The sequence below is a fragment of the Komagataeibacter sp. NFXK3 genome, assembly GCF_054182245.1.
Genome location: NZ_JAPIVJ010000003.1, coordinates 36,840 through 58,272, shown reverse-complemented (window position 1 = coordinate 58,272; position 21,433 = coordinate 36,840). Strand labels below are relative to the sequence as shown.

Here is a 21,433-nt window from a genome sequence, read left to right as displayed (position 1 = left end):
GATCAGAACCCTGCCGATACCGAAACCATGGCAGCGAATGCGCCCCCGACCAGATAGATGGGTGCCGACGTGCTCGCACCACCCGTGCTGCTTCTGTACAGGCCACCCGCAACGGTGTTGACCGGATGGGCGTTGCTGGTAAAGCTGGAACCACCTGAGAGATAATGGTTATCGCCAATATTCATGATGTTCAACTGTATCTGCGGCGCCTTTGCCGGGCCAAGCTTCTTCATGCGATAGCCCAGCGTGATGTCCGAGGTGATGTAGGAGGGAATTTTCTCATCATCCATGAATGTCGTGTACTGGGAGTCAACATACCTCAGCGCAAAGTTGCCGAAGAAACGGCCATCATCATAATTCAGGCCAATCGCACCGGTGAATTTGGGCGATTCAACAGCAATCTTTCCTGCGGTTGGCAGGTAGTTTCCGCCACCGGCATTGTAGTTGTTATCCATTGTTGCATGCAGGTACTGACCGGAGAAATACGGGCTGATATGATGCCAGCGCCGCAGGCCGATTTCAGCCTGGATGCCGCGTGATGTCTGCCCACCAATATTGATGGGTTCGGAAATCAGCTGCGTCGTGCCCGGAATGTAGTTCATGGATGTTACCTGGTGGTTGGTCATGTTCAGGTTGAACAGGGACACCGCCACGTTGACAAAGCCGGAATGACGAAAGCCGATTTCCTCGCCAATGGAATATTCAGGCTTGAGCGACCCGGGCTGTTCGACTGCGTGTGAATTATTAGGGTCAAAGATCTGGCTGTACGCCTCCACCGAAGCCGGGGCACGGAAGGCGGTCGTGCCGTTGACAAAGATCTGGTCATGCGGCGTGATCTTGAAACTGGCGGCAAACTGCGGCAGGGGCTCAAAGTAATTGCCTGCCTTGTAGTAGGGGTCGGCCCCCGGCACGTTGTTCGTGCCCGTGCGGCTGACCATTGCAGCCCGGAAGCCCGCGCTCAGGGTCAACCTGTCGTGCAGCAGGTTCAGGGTATCGGCAATGAAAAGCGTATTGACCTGCTGCTTGAAATTCAGGTCATAGCCCGTCAGGATCCGCCCGTTCGTGGCATCGATAATGGGGCTGTTGGAATACGAGCCATTGGCGTAAACCTGCCGGAATGTGGAAAGTTCCTGATGGGACGTATAATTGTACCAATACCCGACCGACAGTTTGTTATGGCCTCTTGTCCAGTCGAGGGACATGTTAAGCGAGCCGCTTTTCTGGTCCCACGGATCCACGCCCTCGGTCAGGACCGATCCGTTGCCTGTCGGTATGCCGACCAGGCTGCCATAGCGCTGGGTGCCCATATAGCCGCCGGCTGTGGGAATGCTCTCCCCTGCGTTGGACGGGCCAAACTGATGTTCAAAGTAAGGGGTGACATGTAGCTTCAGATTTTTGGTCAATGTAAAATGGGACGGCAGGATAACCGTCTCGGCATTCATGTTCGTAATCTGCAGCCCGTAATATGTCGGGTCGCCCTGGGTGAATGATCCCGCATAATTGAAGCTGTCACCATATTTGTTCCATTGGCTGAGGGTCGGTGATCTCCAGGAGGTCTGCTGCTGCCGGTTAAAGGAGAATACGGCGGAAATGCTGTTGCCATCCCCCCATTCCTTTACAAATTTTGAATCGACATGGTAACGGAACAGTCCACCCGGTCCGCGCCAGTTGTTATAGCTGGTGTGGGAAAAGGAAACAAAGCCCCGGATACCTGTATTACCGATATCCCCGGTTTCATAACGGATGAATTCCTTGTTGCCACTATGCGTGCCGCCTGCCAGGTCCACAAATCCGCGCTGTTTATGCGATGGGTTGATCTCGGTCGCTGTGATCTGGCCACCCACCGCATTGTACAGCGGGGCGTCAAGGTCAGGTGATCCCTGTGAAACGGTAACCGATCCCAGGTTTTCCGAATCAACCATCATGCTGCTGTAGGGCTGGTAATTGATGGGGTCAGCCATTGGCGCCCCTTCGAACAGATACCCGATCTGGGCCTGTGTCATGCCGCGCATGGTCATGTTGTTTCCCGTCAGGCCAAACGGGTCCTGGCTGGAAAAATTCACACCCGGCAGGTCCGCCACGAGGGCGGCGATATTGGCCGTAGGCGCCTGTTTTGCAATAAAGTCACGCGTCAGACCACTTTGTGAGCGTGGCGCGGTCTGGGGCGGCATCAGGCCGCCACCCGGTGTCAGATTGGTCACGCCATTGGCCGTGGGCGGAAGATGCCGGCTTACGGTGATATGTTCAACTTTGGGTGTGGGCAGAGGCGCTGTTTTTGTCTGTGCAGCATTCGCCGGGGGTTTTGCACGGGCTTTTGCCGATGAAGTATTGACGGACCCGTTACGCGTCGCGGCTGAAACCTGTCCATACGCGGGAACGATCACCAGACTCGCCCAGATAGTACAACAGAGGGATAGATTACGGTACGAAACCTTCATGAGCATGATCCCTGCATTTGGAGTAAAAGCCGCGAAACAAATGTTTTGCTTCCTTAACGTATAATGCAGATCAGGCAGTATCCGTGCAATAGTTCGGAATCTGTCCTATGATAGTTTTATTATAAAAACAAAGTATACAATCACGCCTCCTTCCCTGATCCACGCCTCATCTCTTGTCATCAGGCAGATTTTATCAATGAAAAGCATAGGGTTTCATGAACGGGCCTTATTCATTCCCCCTTATGGCAGCATTCAGGCAGCGTGTTAATTCGGCAACATATATAAAGTGCCATACCGGGTGCAGGAGATGAGAATACCGGCATGGCGATTTATTATTTAAACGCAATGATGGCTCGGATCGTGCCACGGCCCTTACGATTTCAACCACGAAGCCCCTGCAAGCCCGGACTCTGCCGGCAGGGCCCCCGGCACGACCAGCGCTGCGGTATCCTGTCGCAGGATCCGGCTGCGCACTTTCTCATCCAGTGCGTGCAGCAGCCTGGCCTGATGGGCCAGCCCGCCCCCCACGGGCATGATGGAAGCCCCGGTTACATTGACCACCATGGCCAGCCCGGCGGACATCCGGTCAAGCCATATGTTTACGGTCTCGATGGCCCGGGGCTCCCCGTTTTCCCAATGCGTCAGGATCGGGCGGATGGCCAGTTCCTCCCCATGCAGGAAGGTATGCAGCCGTTCAATGCCACGCGCGCCGCCTATCGTATCAAGGCAGCCCTGCTGCCCACACTGGCATGGCAGCATGGGGGCGCGACCGGGCAGGGCGCTGTCGGTAATGAAGGGGCCGTGCCCCCACTCTCCCGCAAGGCCGCCCGGCCCGATAACCGGCCGGCCATGAACGATCAGGCCACCCCCCACCCCTGTGCCAAGGATAACCCCGAAGACGATGTCGTGCCCCTGCCCCACGCCCTGCATGGCTTCATTGAGGGCAAAACAGTGGGCATCGTTGGCGACCAGCACATCACGCTGCAGGCGCTGCATGAGGACCTGCCGCAACGGCACATCATAAATACAGGGAATATTGGCCGCGCGCGTCCGCCCGGTTACGGGGGCGCACACGCCTGCAATGGCGATATGCAGCGCAATGGCGCGGTCATACCCATCCGCCAGGCTGGCCAGTGCGGCAACAAAAAGATCCAGATCCTGCGTTGGTGTCGGCACGCGCTGCCGGTGTGTCAGCCTGTGACCGGCATCGGATTGCGCAAACTCGATGTAGGAGCCCCCTACATCCGCACATAATATTACCATACGCCATCCTCATGCCCAAGCGCGACGAATATGATCCAGCTGATGCCCTATATGGCTTCATGCCTGGCCTGGAAAGCCAGGCAGGATCATTAAAATGTTGAATAAGTTCCGGAATCATAATAACTTTACTTATATTGTTCACCAAATAAAATTAACAGTCCCCACCGGATTGAAGAGGCTGCGTATGTTCACATCAGGACAATACCGGGTACTCCGCACAATCAGTACGTTAGGCCCCGTCAGCAGAACCCAGCTTGTGGAAATCACGGGATTGAGCAAGGCGACCATGTCCGCCTTAACCCGCGAACTGCTGGATCGTAATATCCTGTGCGAGCGTGAACTGGTTTTCGGGCAGGGGCGCCCTTCCATCCTGCTGGGGCTGAATGCAGTTTCGGTCTGTTTTGCCGGCGTATCGATGCAATCCGACCCCAGCATCATCCTGCTGACGGATCTGCTGGGTGAAATCATTGCACACAAAGAGTTTGTGCGGGCATCTGATCCTGAAACGTGCATTGAAAATATTGAACGCGGCATCCGCGAACTGGTGGCGCAGGCAGGAGACCGGGCGGGCCCGCTAGGTGGCGTGGGGATTGCCATCCCCGGCTTTGTCGCGCGTGACCGGCGCCTGTGCTATCGATCCGTCGTGCTGGAATGGCGCAATGTTGATATTGTCACGCCACTGGAAAAACGTCTCGGCGTGCCGGTATTTGCTGAAAATGATGCCAATGCCCTCATACAGGGGGAGCACCTGTTCGGCATCATGCGCGACTGCCCCGATTTCAGCATGATTATTGTCGGTGATGGCGGCATAGGCTGCGCGCATATCGTTGATGGAAAACTGCATCGTGGCTTTCAGGGCGGGGCAGGAGAAATTTCCCATACGACAGTCGTCTGGCCAGATGGGCGCGAGACCAACCACCCGTGCAGTTGCGGCAAGCGCGGGTGCCTGGACACGGTCTCCTCCCTCAGGGCCATACGGTCCATGGCCCAGCAGAAGGGGCTGCCAACCACGCCACTGGAACTGGAACGCCAGGCACGGGAGGGCAATGCGGATGCCCTCCACATCCTTCATACGGCAGGCGGCGCGATGGGGATGGCGGTTGCACAGCTTGTGCAGCTGTTTGACCCCAGCCAGGTTGTCGTGCTGCTGGACCAGCCGTTCCGCGAAGGGGTATTCGGGGCGGTCCTGCGCCAGACCATGGAAACCCACATCATGCCCCGCCCTGACTGGGAAATGACACTGGACCTGCGTGAAACCCTTGGCACCGGCTGGGCAACTGGTGCAGCGGGCATTGCCACAAGGCAATTCCTGTTCAGTGAATGAACGCCCCTGCCCCTTCTGCGGGCAGGCAGGCTGCCAGAGCGCATGCCCGTCACGGTTCCTGCTGGTTTATAAAATTACGCCAGCACCACCCTGCCATGGCGGCAGGCGTGCAGGCCATCGGCTTCATGTTCAGGCACATACGTCGCCAGGCCCCGCCGGTAGCGGGGCCCGGCTTCCTGCGGTTCAGGCGTGCGCGCCTGTCACCCGGCGCATAGGGTGCCTGCTATCCCGATGAGGTTAATGGGCATGATCGACCAGCATGTGCAGGCCGGGCAGGATGTCAATCAGCAGACCTGACGCTGGCAAGGGCATGGTATGGGCCGCCACTGCATCTGCGCATGCTGCAAAAGCCGCATCCTGGCTGGCCAGAATGGCATTGACCCGTTTATGCCAGTGATGGCCATGACTTCTCTTTTTCATGGCTTCAAGCCCGACTTGCGCCAGTTGTGCCAGTTGTTGCGATGTTGGTCCTGCCTCCTGCAGCGCGGGTGTGGTCGCAATCTGCGCATAGGCGGCATCATTGGCCCTGTATGTTCTCAGCATCGCCAGCAGATCGGATGCGCGTGCGCGGTCACCCTTTATGTAGCGTTCTGCCAGCGCGTTGAATTTCATGGCATCAAAGCTGTCGGGGCTGGCGATCGCGGCCGGGGCGGTCAGCATGGCGTCCCCGCCATGCGCGGCAAGGCGGTTCATCGCATAGTTCCTGACCGGGCTGGTGACGGATGTCAGGACTTTCAGGGGCGTGGTGTTCTGCGGCGCCAGGCGGGCGATCATGTCGTTCTGATGGTTTTCCGACTGTAATCCCATCATGTTCAGTTCATGCAGCACCACCGGCAGGCGGCGTTCCATATCCGCTACGTCACGCACGGATGCATCCGACCAGAACCGCTCGGCAATAGCGGCGGAACGTGGCCACAGCCGCGCATCGACCATCTCATCCGAGACGATCTCGCTCCACAATGGCGCTTCCCCGCCAAGAACCAGCCGGCTCTGCGCTGCGTCAAGGGCTGGCGCGTTGGGGTCCAGAGCAAAGGCATCGATCATTGACCCCTGCTTTGCACGGGCCTTTTCAACCTCGGCGGGGGACAGGCCGACCGCCTTGGGATCAAGGGGATCAACCTGATAATGCGTTGCGGATGGATTGAGGAGGTCCAGATAATACCCTGATGAAACCACAACCGGATGACCCGCCCTGGTGGCGGAGCCAATCCATTTTGATCCACGCCATGCCTCAACCACCACATCGCGCGGGATAGGGGCCTCGCTGACTTCATCCCACCCCATCATGATCTTTCCCTGCCGGGCCAGCGCCTGCTCAACCTGCGCCGTAAAGGCGGCCTGGAGCGCTGGCGCATCACGATAGCCATGCACCTTCATATACCGGGTAATGGCGGGATTGTTCATCCACTGCTGTGGCGCGACTTCATCGCCGCCCGAATGGAAATAACGGTCGGGGAAAAGACGCCCCATTTCGGCATAGAGCGCGGTTGCAAAACGCAGTGTCTGCGGCTGGGTCGGGTCAAGGGCGGGGTTGTTCTGGTTATAGACCCTGTTACAGCTTGTCTGGGTCTTTTGCGTATCTACCGTAATCGAGCAGACGGGGTGAATTTCCTGTTCCGTGGGCACGGGCTGTGCCGCAAGGTCCGGATAGGCCTGCAGGATGGAAAGCGTATGACCCGGCACATCGAATTCCGGCACGATACGGATCCCGCGGTCAGCAGCGTAAGCCACGATGCCGCGCACCTGTGCCTGCGTATAATACTGGTTGTGGCCACCCACTTCCTGCAGGCGCGGGAAACGCCTGCTTTCCACCCTGAACCCCGTACCGTCACTCAGGTGCCAGTGCAGCACGTTCAGCTTGGTCAGTTCCATCGCATCAAGCTGCCGCTCGATGGTATCAACCGACATGAAATGCCGCGACACATCAATCATGAGCCCCCGCCAGGCAAAGCGGGGGGAATCGTGTATGTCGACATGCGGGATCACCGGGCCCTGCGGCGTAAGCGCGACAAGCTGCAGCAGCGTTGCCAGACCGTGCAGAACCCCTGCTGGCCCCAAAGCCGTGAGGTGAATCCCGTCCGCTGCGGATGTTGAAAGGGTATATCCCTCCTTCTCGTCAACACTCAGGTAAGCGGGATCATACCCGGTCGTGATATGCAGTATCAGCGGGGCGCCTCCGGTCTCCTGCCCCGCCATGCTGCGCAGGCGCGCCACAAAGCGCTGCCCGGCGCGGCGAAGCAATGGAGAAGGCGCGTGCACCCAGTCAATGCGGATGCCGCCTGCAATACTCCGGGTTGCGGGGTCCATGACTGTCACCGACTGCGGCTGCGGCATCAGCGGAAGGGCGGACGTACCGGCAATGGCAGGCGTGGCACATGCCAGCAGAACACCAAGCACGGGGCATGATTTCCTAACAAGACGGGAAGCACGATGCGCAATCGAAACCATGGGGCTCAATTCTTTCAGGGTTGGCATCCATCCACCAGGGAATACCGGATTGTAAAAACTGATATTCCTTTCTCTGGCATGCCCTGTTTTGTTCGGAAATAAAAATAAACGGCCAATGTTCTTTCAATAACCTGAAAAAACAGGGAGACCCGGCTGCATGTTCCGGGCAGCCATTTGAAACAGAACAGAAAACAAAGAGACGGAATAGGCGGAAAGCGCCATTATTGCCGGAGTTTTCCAATGGCCCTCAAACCCAGGCCACAGATGAACATCACGATGACACCCAGCGGAACCAGCCATGTAAAGGCGATGGGCGCACCATAAGGGTGCCAGAACATCATGATGCCACAGACCGCAACGACCGTCATGACGAAAGCAGGCAGGACCTCCCGCGTGCGCGCGTGCCTGCTGAACATGGCAAACACAAAGGCCCCCAGCATCGCCCCGTATGAACACGACGCCACCGACAGCCCGAATACAACCGCAGGGCCATGCCCATGGGCGAATGCCAGCGCGGCAAGAACAAGCACCACAGCCCACAGCAGGGTCACCAGGCGGGCAAATGCCAGCGCCGACAGGCCGATTTGGCGTGCCAGTGCCCGGCAGGGCGTGACAAAATCCAGTAATGCCGCGCTGGTCATGGAATTGAGCGTGGCGGACAGGGAACCCATGGTCGCACTCAGCAGGCCAGCAATCAGCAACCCGGCAAGCCCCTGCGGCAGATCATGCACGATAAAGGCGGGGAACAGCGCATCCGATGTCTGCAAGCCCATTGCAGCCAGCGGTTTTTCATCGTTGCGCGCCCAGAGCAGCATCCCCACGAGCGACAGCATGGCAAACAGGCACCCGACCATGAATCCACTGCCGATCAACGCCTTTCTGGCATCCGTCAGATTGCGGGCGGCCAGAACGCGCTGGACCATCAGCTGGTCCGTGCCATGCGATGCCATGGCCATGATCGCCCCCCCGATCATGGCCGCGCAGGGCGTATAGGGATCAAGGAAAAAGTGGGGGGATTTGTGGAACAGGTGAAACCTGTTGGAGTGCCGCAGCGCATGGATCTGCATGCCTGTCGCATGATGGTACAGCAGCCCCATGCAGGCCGCCGTTCCCGCTACATAGACAGCAAGCTGTATGGCATCGGACCACACCACGGCCCGCAGGCCGCCAAACATCGTGTAAAACAGCGTGAGCCCCACGATGGCCAGCATGATCACCCATTGCGGCAGGGGAAAGTGCATGGATGCCAGGATGGCCGCGACCGGCAGCATGCCCGCAAACAGCCTGATCCCTTCCGCCAGCACGCGCATGACCAGAAACGTGGCGGATACGCTACGCTCCATCACCGGCCCGAACCGGTGGCCCAGATACTGGTAGACACTGCTGACCTGCCCGGAAAAATAACGGGGCAGGAACAGCCATGCAACAAGCGCGCGGCCAATGACATACCCCACCGCCAGCCCCACGAACACCATGCCGCTGCCATAGGCGATGCCGGGTATGCTGATGATGGTAAGGGTCGAGGTTTCCGTTGCGACAAGTGACAGGCAGATAACCCACCATGGCAGGTTGTGGCCGCCGCCTACATAGGTGGAAACCGAATCCTGCCGCCCCGACAGGGCGAATGCGATGAACGGCAGGGTCAGGCAATAGATGCAGATAATCGCGATATCAATTGCGGACATACCGGTTCCATCATGTCAGAAAGGCAGATCATATGACCGAATCAATACCATATGAAAGCCAGAAAACTATCCGATATCGAAACATAATTCCATGTTAACGCAACCAGAAGCTGCGATATGAAATTGTTTTTCATTGAATTAAAAAGATATTTTCCATTTACCCTCCCCCGCACGCACCGCCATGCTGGCCTGGATCAAACGGATCGTTGTCATTGCAAGGGGAGAATGGTATTATTCCTGTATCAGGCATCTGGCATGCCGTCTTTTAACGGACTCTTTAGCACATGCATGTTTTCCCGGCCGCCCCCCGGCTGAAGCGCCGCCATGTCCTGATGCTGGCCGGTGCCGCAACCCTTGCGGCCTGCGCGCCCCATGCGCGCGGCGCCCGCAATGCCCGCCCCGACATGCGCGACGTGGACCGCAGGCTGCGGCAGGCCGTGACACAGGGCGAAGCGCCGGGGGTTGTCTGCGCCATCGGCCATAACCAGCAGGTCGTGCACAGGGCCGTATATGGCAGGCGCAGCGTCACCCCCAGGCCCGAAGCCATGACATGGGATACGGCATTCGACATGGCATCCCTGACCAAGCCGGTCATAACCGCGCCCTGCGTCATGCAGTTGTGGGAACAGGGGCTGTTCGGGCTTGATGATCCTGTCTCGCGTTATCTGCCGCAATTCGCGGCGGCCGGTAAATCCGCCATTACCATCCGGCATCTGCTGACCCATTATTCCGGCCTGCCGCCCGACCTGGATCTCGCGCAGCCATGGCAGGGGCGCGAGGCCGCATTTCACCTGGCCATGGGGGTCGCGCCATCACAGCCGCCCGGCAGTGGCTTTATCTATAGCGACATCAATTTCATCACGCTGGGTTTCCTGGTTGAAAAACTCTCGGGCATGACGCTTGATGCCTACGCCACGCGTTTCATCCTGACCCCGCTGGGCATGCGCCAGTCATGTTTCCTGCCGCCGGAAGCATGGCGGCCACGCATTGCCCCCACCCAGCCGGATGAAAACGGTCATATGCTGCGCGGGCAGGTGCATGATCCCTCCGCCCGGCGCATGGGGGGCGTGGCCGGGCATGCGGGCCTGTTTTCCAATGCGGATGACATGTGCCTCTATGCGCAGGCGCTGCTCGACCGGCGTGCAGGCAGGCCGTCGGCCTACCCGCTGCAACCCCGGACCCTCATGCTCATGTCAACCGCGCAGCAGCCGGGGGGCAAATCCGACCTGCGCGGACTGGGATGGGATATTGCCACGCATTATTCCTCCGTCCGGGGAGACAGGTTTCCCGTAGGCTCCTTCGGGCATACCGGCTTTACCGGCACGTCGCTGTGGCTTGACCCCGACAGTGACAGCTATGTCCTGATCCTGACAAGCCGCCTGCACCCCGCGGGCCATGGCAATGTCGTGCGCCTGCGCCACGATGTGGCCACCGCCGCGGCCCTTGCCCTCATCGGGCCGCAGGGCTGACCCCCTTCATTCCCCCTTCTCTCCCGGAGTTTATGGTACATGACCCCACACAGCAGTGCGCCCGTGTTGCCCATCGCGACGGAAGGGCAGGACCCACGTTATGCGGATGTAGATGTCTGGCCCGTTGCGTCCGTGCTGGATGCGCTGGTGGAATCACAGATGAGCGCCATTGCCGCCGTGCGGGCCGCGACACCGGAGCTCGAGCGCGCCGTCAACGCCGCCCTGCCGCGCCTGCTGGCGGGGGGGCGGCTGTTCTATGTCGGCGCGGGCACATCGGGGCGGATCGGCATGCAGGACGGGGTGGAACTGCTCCCCACCTTCGGCTGGGCGCCAGAACGGCTCGTGCTGTTGCTGGCAGGTGGGCATGATGCCGTCTATCAGGCGGCGGAAGGGGCTGAAGACCGCGAAGACGTGGCGCGGACAGACATCCTTGCCCACCATCCCGGCCCTGATGACGTGGTGCTGGGCATCGCCGCAAGCGGTTCTACCCCCTATACCTGCGCTGCGCTTGCGGCCGCGCGCGGCGCAGGCAGCCTGAGCATTGGCATCGCGTGCAATCGGAGCGGCAGGCTCATGGATGTTGCGGAGCTGGGCATTGCCGTGGTGACCGGGCCGGAAGTCATTTCCGGCTCCACCCGGCTCAAGGCGGGTACGGCGCAGAAAGCAACCCTCAATCTGATTTCCACCACGCTCATGATCCGCATGGGCCATGCCTATCGTGGGCAGATGGTGGATATGCGGGTGGTCAACGCCAAGCTGCGCCAGCGCGCCTGCCGCATGGTCCGTAACCTGAGCGGCAGCAGCGAGCAGCAGGCCCTGAGCGCGCTCGAGGCCACGCGGTTCAATGTCAAACGCGCGGTCATGATCTGTTCCGGCATTCCCGCCGACCGGATCGAAGCGCTGCTTGTGGCGCATGATGGCAACCTGCGTTCGATCCTTGGGCAGGTTCATACGCCCCAAAAAGGGTAACATGACACCCGAACAGCTTTTTACGGCCCTAACCCCCAGCCCGCATGACAGAAAGCCCCTTTACCTGCAGGTAGGCGACCGGTTGCGTGACCTCATTGCCACCGGCGCGCTCAGGCGCGGCGATGCCATGCCCCCCGAGCGCGAACTGGCAGAGCGGATCGGGGTATCGCGCGTGACCATCCGCAAGGCATTCGAGGAACTGGTCGGCGCGGGCATCCTGAGCCAGAAGCCGGGGGCGGGCACGTTCGTGTCGGGCCGGATCGAACAGCCGCTCTCCATCCTCCAGAGTTTTTCGGAAGATATGCGCGCGCGCGGCCATGAGCCCGGCTCGATATGGCTGGACAAGCATGTGGCGCGCACAAGCCCCGACGAGGCCATGGCGCTTGGCATAGCGCCTACGGCCCGTGTCATGCGCCTCAAACGGATCCGCACGGCCAATGGCCAGCCCATGGCGGTAGAAACAGCCGTTATTTCAACACAGTACCTGGATGACCCCGACAGTGTGGGCAACTCTTTTTACGCGGCCCTCAGGGACCATGACCTTCTGCCGGTCAGGGCGCTGCAACGCATCCGTTCGCGCCTGGCTTTCGTTCATGAGGCCGAACTGCTGCATCTCGATACCCCGAGCGCCATACTGGATATCGAAAGACGCTCCTTTCTGCCTGATGGCCGGGTGCTTGAAGTCACATTCTCATCCTATCGTGCCGACCTTTATGACTTCGTGGTGGAACTCAGGGCTGCCGGACTGCAGGAATGAAACATATGTTCACTGTCATTGGCCTGATGAGCGGCACGTCACTCGACGGGGTGGATGCTGCTGTCATCCGCACCGATGGCGAGCGGATTGAAGGATTGGGGCCGGATCTGAGCCTGCCCTACCCGGCCGCACTACGCCACCGTGCCCGAAAAATTCTCGACGAGGCCACTGCCCTCCCCCCCGACAGCCCGGAACTGAAGGCCGTAGAACACGAGATAACCCGCTACCATGTTGACGCGACCCGGCAGTTGCAGGCGCTTGTGCCCGATGTCGATCTGATCGGTTTCCATGGCCAGACCATCCTCCATGCCCCTGCCCGCCACCACACATGGCAGATCGGGGATGCGCAGTACCTGTCACGCGCAACGGGGCTTGCTGTCATCCATGATTTCCGCAGTGCCGATGTCGCAGCCGGTGGCGAAGGCGCGCCGCTGGTGCCATGGTTCCACGCTGCCCTGTTGCACGGTGCGCCCGGACCGGTCGCGGTGCTGAATATCGGGGGGGTCGCGAATATCACGCTGGTTGATGCGGATGGCACGATCCATGCCTGTGATACCGGGCCGGGCAATGCCCTGCTCGATGACTGGGCCCTGCGCCATACCGGCACGGCATGTGACGTGGACGGGAAACTGGCGGCGATGGGCACGGTCAACCGAACACTTCTGGAAGATCTGCTGGCCGACCCCTATTTTGCCCGCCCTGCCCCGAAATCACTGGACCGGCAGGCATTTGCCACGGCACTCGACCGGGTATCAGGCTGCACGCCAGCGGATGGCGCGGCAACACTGGCCGCCTTTACCGTCGAAGCCATTCGCCGCACCCCCCTGCCCGCGCGCCCGGCGCACTGGTATGTGTGTGGTGGCGGGCGGCATAATCCCGTGCTCATGCGCGCAATGCAGGCGGCACTCGGGGCGCCGGTCGAACCCGTGGACCGCCTTGGATGGAACGGGGATGCGCTGGAGGCGCAATGTTTCGGTTTCCTCGCCGCACGCAGCGTGCGCGGCCTGCCGATCTCCGCACCCAACATTACGGGCGGGCCGGATAACCTGACTGGCGGTCGCCTGACCTGTGCGGGCCTGATGCCCATGCCCGCATGGATACGCAAAACCGGCGCAGCGTAAACCGCCCCCATCGACCAACGGGGGCGACCAGCACAGGGTCTATGCCCTACTCTGCGCCCCGCGTGCAGCGGCCACAAGGGCACGGATGGCATCAGGATCGGTCAGGCCCGGCATCGGACCAAAGCCAAACCCGGCATCATCCGCCGCAAGCTGCACGCTCCGCCGGCAGGAGGCATGGACTTCGCTCACGCCTGTTGCCCGGATCAGCGCACCAGCATTGCCCGCATTCACGCCACTGCCTGCCAGAATGACAATACGGCCCGCCGCCTGTGCGTTCAGGCGCGCCAGACACGCCTGCCCCTGCACTGCGGTGGGGCACTGCCCCGAGGTAAGAATGCGGGTAAACCCTGCCTCTATTGCAAACTCCAGCGCCTCGGCCGGGTCACGCACCAGATCGAACACGCGGTGCAGGGTCCGCTCCATGCCCGCGCACTGACCGGACAGGCGCAGCAGGAGATCACGATCAAGATGCCCATCAGGCGTGATCGCGCCCAGCACCACCCCTTTCAGCCCCGCTTCCCGTGCGGCATGTATGTCATCGATCATGACGGCAGCCTCATCACCGTCGAATATGAACGACCCGGCACGGGGGCGGATCATGGCCAGGGTCGGCACATGGCCCCGTGCTGCGCAACGCATCAGCCCGGCACTCGGCGTAAGCCCCCCGACGCCAAGCGAGGCGCACAATTCAATCCGGTCAGCGCCGGCCGCATTGGCCGCGGCAATGCCCTGCGGGGTTTCCACGCAGATTTCAACACGCGTCATGAAATATCTCCGGTCTCAGGCAGGCAACCCACCGCTGGGGCATGACCTGCTGCAAGGGGGGCACCACGGTGGCGCATGCCGCCATGGCGTGGGGGCAGCGGTTACGGAACGCGCACCCGTGGTGCAGGTCCGGCGCTGCCGTGGCATGGTCAGGCGTTGGGGGAATACGCCCTTCCCCGCCGTGCCGCAGCCCTGGAGCCAGGGCCAGCAGGGTGCGTGAATACGGGTGAAAGGGCTGCGTGCGGAACGCCCCTGTCGGGGCAATTTCCATCACACGGCCCAGATACATGATGACGACACGGTCACACAGGAACATGACCGCAGGCAGGTCGTGCGAGATGAACGCCATCGCCAGGCCCAGCCGTTCGCGCAGGCCACGCAGCAGGTTGATGACTTTCGCCTGCACCGAAACATCCAGCGCCGAGACAGGCTCATCGGCCACGATCAGCCGTGGGCCAACCGCCAGTGCCCGGGCAATGCCGATGCGCTGGCGCTGCCCGCCGGAAAACTCATGCGCGAACCGCATCAGCGCATCCGCGCCAAGGCCGACCGAGGCCAGCAGGTCGATGACGGCCTCGCGGCGGCTTTCACGCGTGCCGATGCGGTGGATATCCAGTCCCTCCGCCACGATGTCGCGCACCCGCAGCCGCGGGTTCAGGCTGGCGGCGGGGTCCTGGAAAATCATCTGCACCTGGCGGCAGTACCACCCCGGATCCGCCCCTGACAGGGCCTGAATGTCGCGTCCCTCAAAACTGACATGCCCTGTCGTAGGCCGTTGCAGGCGGACCATGCACCGCCCGACCGTAGTCTTGCCGGAGCCGGATTCACCAAGGATTCCGACTATCTCGCCCGCATAGATATCGAACGATACCTTGTCCAGTGCCTGAACATTTCTGGCGCGGCGGCCCAGCAGGGTGCGTGGCGCATGGAATGTCACCCCCAGATCACGAACCGACAGCAAGGGGGAAGCACTCATGCTCCCGCCGCCACGCTCATCTCGCGCCAGGCGATGCAGCGGGTGGCATGGCCGTGCGCGGCATCGGCCATCTGCAGGTCGGGATGTCCGGTGCGGCAGGCGTCATGCGTCCTGTCGCACCGCATGGCATAAGCGCAGCCCGCCGGGCGATGGGCCAGATCTGGCGGATGGCCCGGTATCGTGGGCAGTTCGGGCGGTGCGCCATCCCCCGGCCTGCCAAGATGGCGGACCGGCAGACAGTCCAGCAATGCCTTGGTATAGGGGTGGCGTGGGGCCGTCATCACATCGCGCGCGTTCCCGCATTCGACCACCTGCCCGGCATACATGACCATGATGCGGTCAGCGAATGCCTCCACCAGCGACAGGTTGTGCGTGATGAACAGGATCGCCATGCCGGTATCACGACGCAGCCGCTGCAGGATTTCGAGTATCTGCGCCTGTGTCGTGACATCAAGGGCCGTGGTCGGCTCATCGGCAATCAGCAGCGCGGGACGGCAGGCAATGGCGATGGCAATCATGACGCGCTGGCGCATGCCGCCCGACATCTGGTGCGGATAACTGCCCACCCGCTCCCGCGGCCTGGCAATCCCCACCGCCGCCAGCAGGTCGGCCGCTCGCGTCAGGGCAGCCCGCCTGTCTGCCTGATGGTGCAGGACCAGGGCCTCGGCAATCTGTTCGCCCACCGTCATGGCAGGGTTGAGCGAGGTCATGGGCTCCTGGAAGATCATTCCGATCCCGCCGCCGCGTATCTTGCGCAGTACCTTCTCCGGTGCGGTTGCAAGGTCAACGGGGGCATGGCCTGCAGGCTGGAACACAAGCCGCCCGCCAGCAATATGGCCAATACGCGGCAAAAGCCCCATGATCGACAGGCTGGTCACGCTTTTGCCCGAACCTGATTCGCCTACCAGCGCCACGATCTCACCGGGGGCGATATCGAACGTCACGTCATCCACCGCATGCACGACGCCACGCCGCGTATGGAAATGGATGTGCAGCCCTTCGACCACAAGGGCAGGACATGACGCTGCCATCTGTCAGCGCCCTTTTCGTGCCGAGGGACAGACGCGCGGCGACCATGTAAAGGCCGTGTCGAACGGAAAGGTCGGCCGCGCCTTGTGCACCCGCGCCAGCCGGGTCACGTGCTGGTCCACCGCCCCGGGAGAAAGCGCCATCAGCGCGGGACTGGCGATCGGGGCGAGCTGTGGGGAAAGGTAGCCGGACTTCACCACCACCATCCGCGCCCGGTGCGGATCAAGCCCCAGCACCGTGAAATCGGCAATGTTATGGTAGGGCCTGCGCCGCGCGGCCACGACGACATGAATTCCCCCCACGTCGATAACCGCCTGGCGTTCGCGCTCGTGCGGATCATCAAGGATGAACCGGACCTCTCCCGTTACGCTGATCGGGGTCGTATCCGCCGCATCAAGCGCACCGCCCACCGGCAGCGTGACCCGTGCGCCCACGCCGGCGGCACAGGCCGCGCGGGTTGCCTGCGGGTCGGCGATGCCCGCCACGATCACATCCTGTGCGCCACGTTCGATCAGCGCGCGCAGCACGTCGATCCTGTCCCCAACGCCACCACCTGTCGGATTATCGCCTGAATCCGCAACGATCACGGGCCTGCCCGTAGCCTGCAGCGCCCGCTCAAGCGTTTGTCCGATACTGCCAGTCCAGCAGCCGAACCGGAACTGCGTGCGTGCCTCCCAGTAAGCCGTGGCCATTTCCACCGCCGCCGCGTGCAATGCCGCCGCATCCGTTCCCGTCATGACCGCAGCCGCGGTCGCGCGCGGCTCGTCCGCCCATACATACCCCACCATGAGCGAGGCATCCCAGATCCCCGCGCGCCGGTCCACTTCCGGCAGGCGGGCATACAGGCTGCGTGCAGGTTCGTCCTCGGTGCTGGTCTTCTCCCCGGGCAGCACGACCGGCACCGGCGCCCACACGACATGGGGCCGTATGCCCTGCGTCAGGCAGCGCACCAGCATCGTAACCGCCCGGCGCATCGTTTCCTCCACATCGATATGCGGTGCGGTGCGATAGGTCGAAAACATGTCGATGGCATCGATGATGCGCTGCGTCACGTTGCCATGCAGGTCATAGCTGACGGAAATGGGCACATCCTCCCCCACGACGGCGCGGGTGGCGCAGATCCAGTCGCCTTCGGCGTCTTCCATGCCCTGCACATACATCGCGCCATGCATGGACAGATACACGCCATCAAGCGGCCCCGCCGCGCGCAGCCGGTCAAGGAACGCATCACGCAATGCGCGATAGGTTTCCGCCGTGACAGGGCCGCCGGGAATGGCGCGGGCATGCAGGGTCGGGATGAACTGCGCCGGATAGTCGGACAGGAACGCAAAATAGGGCGCCTGTAGCAGGGCTTCACCCCGCAGGACCCGGAAATCCTCCATCCGGGTCGGCACCGGATTATAAGTACTGCATTCGATATGAATGCCACCTACGGCAATACGCATATCCTGTTTCCCTCATATCAGAATTGGCGGAACAGCGAGCGGTCGGCCGCAACACTGGCGGCGCCAAATGCCCATGAATCGGCCGTGACATCGTGGGTCATGATTTGGGGGCGCGGTGCAAGCTGCGGCAGGATGTTACCCTCCGCCGCCTGCCGCATCGCGCGCGCGAACAGCCCCTCCAGCCCCCCGCCCTGGCGCACGACAAGCACGTGCTGCGGGTCCATGACCTGCACCATCTGCGCGATCATCAGGCCCAGGGCACTGCCCGCGCGGTGCAGCAGTTCCACCGCGCCAAGATTGCCCTGGGCCGCAAGCTGCTCCAGCGGCTCCAGTTCCCCCGGCAGCCCTGCCCTTGTGGCCAGATGGGAGATGGCCGCCATGGAGGCCACGGTATCCAGGCAGCCGGTCTTGCCGCACAGGCACGGCAGGCCGCCCGGCTCTGCGGTAGCGTGGGCGATCTCCCCCGCGCCACCGCGAAACCCGCGAAACAGTTCGCCGCCGAACATGTGCCCGCACCCGATTCCCTGCCCGACGGAAATGAGGCTGAAGGAGGCCGCCTCCCGCATGGGGCCAAACCTGTATTGCGCGACTGTCAGGGCATTGGCGTCATTCTCGACATACGCTGGCAGCCCGCAGGCCTGCGTAACCAGCGGGCCGACCGGCGCATTTTCCCACCCCGTCAGGGTGGAGCGCACGCATATGCCGCCCTGTTCATCCACCAACCCCGATACGGCAAGGCCAATGCCGCGCAGGCGCTGCGCCTGGCGCGAGCCTTCGGGTGCGATCCTGGCAATCAGGCGGTGCACATGGGCCCCGATTTCCATCACCTGGTCGGGCAGTTCCATATCGTAACGGTCCAGTATCATGCCGTGCAGGTCTCCCAGCACCATGACCGGACGGTCCGCCAGCGAAATACCGACAAAGAACGCGCTGTCGGCGGCAATGCCCAGCCGTATTGACGGCCGTCCGCCGCCATACACGGTATCGCGTGTCTCGATCAGGCCGTGGGCGAGCAGGTCTGCCGTCACCATGGAGACGGCCCCCTTGCTCAGCCCGGACATACGGATGAGTTCCGCGCGGCTGAGGGGACCGCACTGGTTAAGCAGGCGTAGCAACTGCACATGCGACCGGCAGGACACGCGCGCCTCCGTTACGTGTAAAGATCAATTTATATCATTGATTGACCTTTTGGTCGTCAAGAAAGTTTTTTATGTGATATAAGTAAAAACAGATCGAAACAATATGGTGATCGTGCCCCCATGCACTGCCATTGCCGCCTCCCTGTGCTGCTGACTGCGCTCATCGCCTGTACCGGCGCGATGGCGGCCCCGGCCCATGCAGGCGCCGGGGCCGCAGCGGCGTTGACCATCATGCAGCCCGAGCCCCCGCGCAGCATGGACCCCGCGGACCAGATGGCGACCGATACCTCTTCCATCCTGAGCGCGATGTATGAAGGACTGGTGCGCGCCGATGCGGATCGCACGATCCATCCCCTGCTGGCGGTCTCGTGGCGCCATGACCCGCAGGGCACGACGTGGGACTTTGTCCTGCGCCGCAATGTCAAATTCCATGACGGCCACACCATGACGGCAGCAGGCGTCGTGCACAGTTTCCGCCGCCTGCTGGACATGAACGCCCCATTGGCGGGCAGCAGCCGCTTCAGGGCCGTGGTCGATACGGTCACGACCACGGATGATGACATGACGGTGCGTTTTTCCCTGCGCCGCCCCTACCCTGATTTCCTGCTGCTGCTTTCCTTCAGCCAGGCCTGCGTGACATCGCCCTACGCGGGCGCTTCCCTGGCGCGGCATGCGGACGGAACCGGGCCGTTCCGGTTTGATGAATGGAAAAGCTCGGAATATGTCAGGCAGGCGCGCAACCCGGATTACTGGGGCACGCCACCGGACCTGGCCAGCGTGCGCTGGATATGGTCGGCGGAGCCATCGGTCATGGACATGGCGCTGCATACAGGTGACACCGATATCGTAGGTGACCTGCCAGCGCTTTATGCCCGGCGGATGGAAAGCGATCCACGCTTCGTGATCCATGATGACCCCAATGGGCCACTGTACTGGATCGCCATCAACATGGACCGGCACGCAGGGGCAGACAGGCGCATCAGGCAGGCGCTGAATTACGCGACCGACCGGCAGGCACTGGTCCATGCCCTGCTGCGCGACAGGGGGCAACCCGCCCGATCCCCGCTGCAGCCGGTTTCCCCCTATTTCGTCAGTTATGCGCCCGATCCGCAATACGACCCGCAGCGTGCGCGCGCCCTGCTGGCCGAAGCCGGATCGCCATCGGGCATCACGTTCAGCCTTGCCGTGCAGGACATGGACGAACCCCTTGCCGAGGCCTTGCAGGACATGTGGAAGAAATCCGGCATCACCCTGCAGATTTCACGGCTGGAGGGCGGCGTCTATGCATCCGAGGCATTCGCCGATCCCGCACAGAAGGCAGCGCTGCAACTCGATGGCGTGCTGGCGTCATGGTCATCGGGGTTCATACCGGACATGCAGCTTCGCCCCCTGTTCCATGGGGCATCCGCCGCACCTGCGGGGGCAAATCTCGGCTTTTTCCATGATCCGGGCGTGGATGCGCTGATCAATGCCGGGGCCGTGGAACCATCCGAGGACAAACGAAAAGCCATCTATGCACAGCTACAGGAGATGATCATGCACGATGCGCCTGCGGTGCTGATCTATACCCGTGATACGCTGGTTGGCATGCGTGCAGACATATCCGGGCTGGTGGTGCGGCCGGATGGGGCGCTGGACATCACGCATGTCACCCGTAACCGGCAGCCGCATCCATGAACGCGCGCCTCATCAACAGGGTGCTGATGCTGCCGGTCGTGATGGTGGTGGTCTCGTTCGCGGTTTTTGTCGCGGTCCGCCACCTGCCGGGCGATCCGGCGCGCATGCTGGCCGGAACCGCCGCAACGCAGGACACGGTTGATGCCGTGCATCACAGCCTTGGGCTCGACCGCCCGGCTCTGCGGCAATATGGCACGTTCATGCGGGGTGCGCTGGTTGGTGATCTTGGCATTTCCATTGAATCGCGGCAGCCCGTGGGGCAGGAAATTGCCCATCATTTTCCCTATACGCTGCTGCTGGGGCTGAGCGCCTATGCCCTTGCCCTGTGTTTTGGCATTCCCGGTGGTCTGGCCGCCGCGATGTTCGAGGATGGCATATGGGACAGGATATTCATGGGCATGACGATTGTGCTGGCATCGGTGCCCAATTTCTGGTTCGCGCTGCTGTTGATGGAGCTGTTTTCCGTCCGCCTCGGGTTATTGCCCCTTATGGGCGCGCATTCATGGTCCAGCCTGCTCATGCCATCGCTGACCCTGGCGCTGATGCCCATGGCCCTGATCGGCCGCATGACACGTGCCAGCATGCTTGCCGTACTGTCACGTGATTACATCCGCACCGCCCGCGCCAGGGGTGTGGGCCTCATGCGCCTGTGCCTGCGTCATGCCCTGCCCAATGCCCTGCCCCCGGTCGTGACCGTGATTGGCATGAACCTTGGCAGTGTCATTGGCGGGGCGGTGGTGACCGAGACGGTCTTTGGCTGGCCCGGCCTTGGCCACCTGATGATCGAGGCCGTGCGCTGGCGCGATTATCCCGTGATTGAGGGCGTGACACTGGTTGCGGTGCTGTCGGTCATACTGGTCAACCTTGTGGCCGACATCGTCATTTCCCGGATCGATCCCCAGGCACGGCATAGCTGAAGGACAAGCTG

16 protein-coding genes are annotated in these 21,433 nt (G+C 61.7%); 7 read left to right on the top strand and 9 right to left on the bottom strand.

Annotated elements, in window-relative coordinates; genetic code table 11:
• Window positions 1-2: 2 nt before the first annotated feature.
• Window positions 3-2,201 carry a TonB-dependent receptor gene (locus OQZ28_RS04475; protein ID WP_458135285.1) on the bottom strand — a complete coding sequence of 733 codons (2,199 nt, stop codon included), beginning with the start codon at window positions 2,199-2,201 and terminating at the stop codon, window positions 3-5.
• Window positions 2,202-2,810: 609 nt separating this feature from the next.
• The gene (locus OQZ28_RS04470; RefSeq protein WP_458135284.1) at window positions 2,811-3,701 is read right to left on the bottom strand and encodes an ROK family protein; all 891 of its coding nucleotides are present in this window, start codon (window positions 3,699-3,701) and stop codon (window positions 2,811-2,813) included.
• A gap of 94 nt (window positions 3,702-3,795) precedes the next feature.
• On the opposite strand from OQZ28_RS04470, the gene OQZ28_RS04465 reads away from it, so the two are divergent.
• Window positions 3,796-5,025 (top strand): ROK family protein, encoded by a 1,230-nt coding sequence (locus OQZ28_RS04465; RefSeq protein WP_458135283.1) that lies wholly within the window; start codon window positions 3,796-3,798, stop codon window positions 5,023-5,025.
• Between the two features lie 237 nt (window positions 5,026-5,262).
• Here OQZ28_RS04465 and OQZ28_RS04460 read toward each other — a convergent pair whose 3' ends face one another.
• Together OQZ28_RS04460 and OQZ28_RS04455 are read right to left on the bottom strand one after the other, a co-directional pair.
• Window positions 5,263-7,473 carry a family 20 glycosylhydrolase gene (locus tag OQZ28_RS04460; protein ID WP_458135282.1) on the bottom strand — a complete coding sequence of 737 codons (2,211 nt, stop codon included), beginning with the start codon at window positions 7,471-7,473 and terminating at the stop codon, window positions 5,263-5,265.
• 221 nt (window positions 7,474-7,694) lie between these two features.
• A complete protein-coding gene (locus OQZ28_RS04455; RefSeq protein WP_458135281.1) occupies window positions 7,695-9,158 on the bottom strand; it encodes a sodium:solute symporter in 1,464 nt (487 codons plus the stop codon).
• A gap of 284 nt (window positions 9,159-9,442) precedes the next feature.
• Between OQZ28_RS04455 and OQZ28_RS04450 the strand changes: the two genes are divergently transcribed.
• From OQZ28_RS04450 to OQZ28_RS04435, 4 genes are read left to right on the top strand one after another with little or no spacing between them, the layout of a single operon-like run.
• On the top strand, window positions 9,443-10,627 hold the full coding sequence (locus OQZ28_RS04450) for a serine hydrolase domain-containing protein (protein WP_458135280.1): 1,185 nt from the start codon (window positions 9,443-9,445) through the stop codon (window positions 10,625-10,627).
• Between the two features lie 39 nt (window positions 10,628-10,666).
• A complete protein-coding gene (locus tag OQZ28_RS04445) occupies window positions 10,667-11,596 on the top strand; it encodes an N-acetylmuramic acid 6-phosphate etherase (protein ID WP_458135279.1) in 930 nt (309 codons plus the stop codon).
• Window position 11,597: 1 nt separating this feature from the next.
• Window positions 11,598-12,353 (top strand): GntR family transcriptional regulator, encoded by a 756-nt coding sequence (locus tag OQZ28_RS04440; protein ID WP_458135278.1) that lies wholly within the window; start codon window positions 11,598-11,600, stop codon window positions 12,351-12,353.
• Window positions 12,350-13,474: an anhydro-N-acetylmuramic acid kinase gene (locus OQZ28_RS04435; RefSeq protein ID WP_458135277.1), complete on the top strand. Its 1,125-nt coding sequence runs from the start codon at window positions 12,350-12,352 to the stop codon at window positions 13,472-13,474. The genes OQZ28_RS04440 and OQZ28_RS04435 overlap by 4 nt, the downstream gene beginning before the upstream one ends.
• Before the next feature lie 39 nt (window positions 13,475-13,513).
• On the opposite strand, the gene OQZ28_RS04430 is transcribed toward OQZ28_RS04435, so the two are convergent.
• From OQZ28_RS04430 to OQZ28_RS04410, 5 genes are read right to left on the bottom strand one after another with little or no spacing between them, the layout of a single operon-like run.
• Window positions 13,514-14,239, bottom strand: coding sequence for a copper homeostasis protein CutC (locus OQZ28_RS04430; protein ID WP_458135276.1), 726 nt, complete (start codon window positions 14,237-14,239; stop codon window positions 13,514-13,516).
• A complete protein-coding gene (locus OQZ28_RS04425) occupies window positions 14,226-15,215 on the bottom strand; it encodes an ABC transporter ATP-binding protein (RefSeq protein ID WP_458135275.1) in 990 nt (329 codons plus the stop codon). The genes OQZ28_RS04430 and OQZ28_RS04425 overlap by 14 nt, the downstream gene beginning before the upstream one ends.
• Complete coding sequence (locus OQZ28_RS04420) at window positions 15,212-16,246, bottom strand: ABC transporter ATP-binding protein (RefSeq protein ID WP_458135274.1); 1,035 nt, start codon at window positions 16,244-16,246, stop codon at window positions 15,212-15,214. The genes OQZ28_RS04425 and OQZ28_RS04420 overlap by 4 nt, the downstream gene beginning before the upstream one ends.
• Before the next feature lie 3 nt (window positions 16,247-16,249).
• Window positions 16,250-17,689: a M81 family metallopeptidase gene (locus OQZ28_RS04415; protein ID WP_458135273.1), complete on the bottom strand. Its 1,440-nt coding sequence runs from the start codon at window positions 17,687-17,689 to the stop codon at window positions 16,250-16,252.
• A gap of 17 nt (window positions 17,690-17,706) precedes the next feature.
• A complete protein-coding gene (locus OQZ28_RS04410) occupies window positions 17,707-18,828 on the bottom strand; it encodes an ROK family transcriptional regulator (RefSeq protein ID WP_130731492.1) in 1,122 nt (373 codons plus the stop codon).
• Window positions 18,829-18,972: 144 nt separating this feature from the next.
• On the opposite strand from OQZ28_RS04410, the gene OQZ28_RS04405 reads away from it, so the two are divergent.
• Together OQZ28_RS04405 and OQZ28_RS04400 are read left to right on the top strand one after the other, a co-directional pair.
• On the top strand, window positions 18,973-20,505 hold the full coding sequence (locus tag OQZ28_RS04405; protein ID WP_458135272.1) for an ABC transporter substrate-binding protein: 1,533 nt from the start codon (window positions 18,973-18,975) through the stop codon (window positions 20,503-20,505).
• The gene (locus OQZ28_RS04400; protein WP_130731490.1) at window positions 20,502-21,422 is read left to right on the top strand and encodes an ABC transporter permease; all 921 of its coding nucleotides are present in this window, start codon (window positions 20,502-20,504) and stop codon (window positions 21,420-21,422) included. The genes OQZ28_RS04405 and OQZ28_RS04400 overlap by 4 nt, the downstream gene beginning before the upstream one ends.
• Window positions 21,423-21,433 lie beyond the last annotated feature (11 nt).

Coding starts and splice junctions, on each gene's coding strand:
- OQZ28_RS04455 (WP_458135281.1), bottom strand. CDS start 9,158: ATGTCCGCAATTGATATCGCGATTATCTGCATCTATTGCCTGACCCTG.
- OQZ28_RS04415 (WP_458135273.1), bottom strand. CDS start 17,689: ATGCGTATTGCCGTAGGTGGCATTCATATCGAATGCAGTACTTATAAT.
- OQZ28_RS04440 (WP_458135278.1), top strand. CDS start 11,598: ATGACACCCGAACAGCTTTTTACGGCCCTAACCCCCAGCCCGCATGAC.
- OQZ28_RS04430 (WP_458135276.1), bottom strand. CDS start 14,239: ATGACGCGTGTTGAAATCTGCGTGGAAACCCCGCAGGGCATTGCCGCG.
- OQZ28_RS04450 (WP_458135280.1), top strand. CDS start 9,443: ATGCATGTTTTCCCGGCCGCCCCCCGGCTGAAGCGCCGCCATGTCCTG.
- OQZ28_RS04445 (WP_458135279.1), top strand. CDS start 10,667: ATGACCCCACACAGCAGTGCGCCCGTGTTGCCCATCGCGACGGAAGGG.
- OQZ28_RS04470 (WP_458135284.1), bottom strand. CDS start 3,701: ATGGTAATATTATGTGCGGATGTAGGGGGCTCCTACATCGAGTTTGCG.
- OQZ28_RS04460 (WP_458135282.1), bottom strand. CDS start 7,473: ATGGTTTCGATTGCGCATCGTGCTTCCCGTCTTGTTAGGAAATCATGC.
- OQZ28_RS04465 (WP_458135283.1), top strand. CDS start 3,796: ATGTTGAATAAGTTCCGGAATCATAATAACTTTACTTATATTGTTCAC.
- OQZ28_RS04435 (WP_458135277.1), top strand. CDS start 12,350: ATGAAACATATGTTCACTGTCATTGGCCTGATGAGCGGCACGTCACTC.
- OQZ28_RS04420 (WP_458135274.1), bottom strand. CDS start 16,246: ATGGCAGCGTCATGTCCTGCCCTTGTGGTCGAAGGGCTGCACATCCAT.
- OQZ28_RS04425 (WP_458135275.1), bottom strand. CDS start 15,215: ATGAGTGCTTCCCCCTTGCTGTCGGTTCGTGATCTGGGGGTGACATTC.
- OQZ28_RS04400 (WP_130731490.1), top strand. CDS start 20,502: ATGAACGCGCGCCTCATCAACAGGGTGCTGATGCTGCCGGTCGTGATG.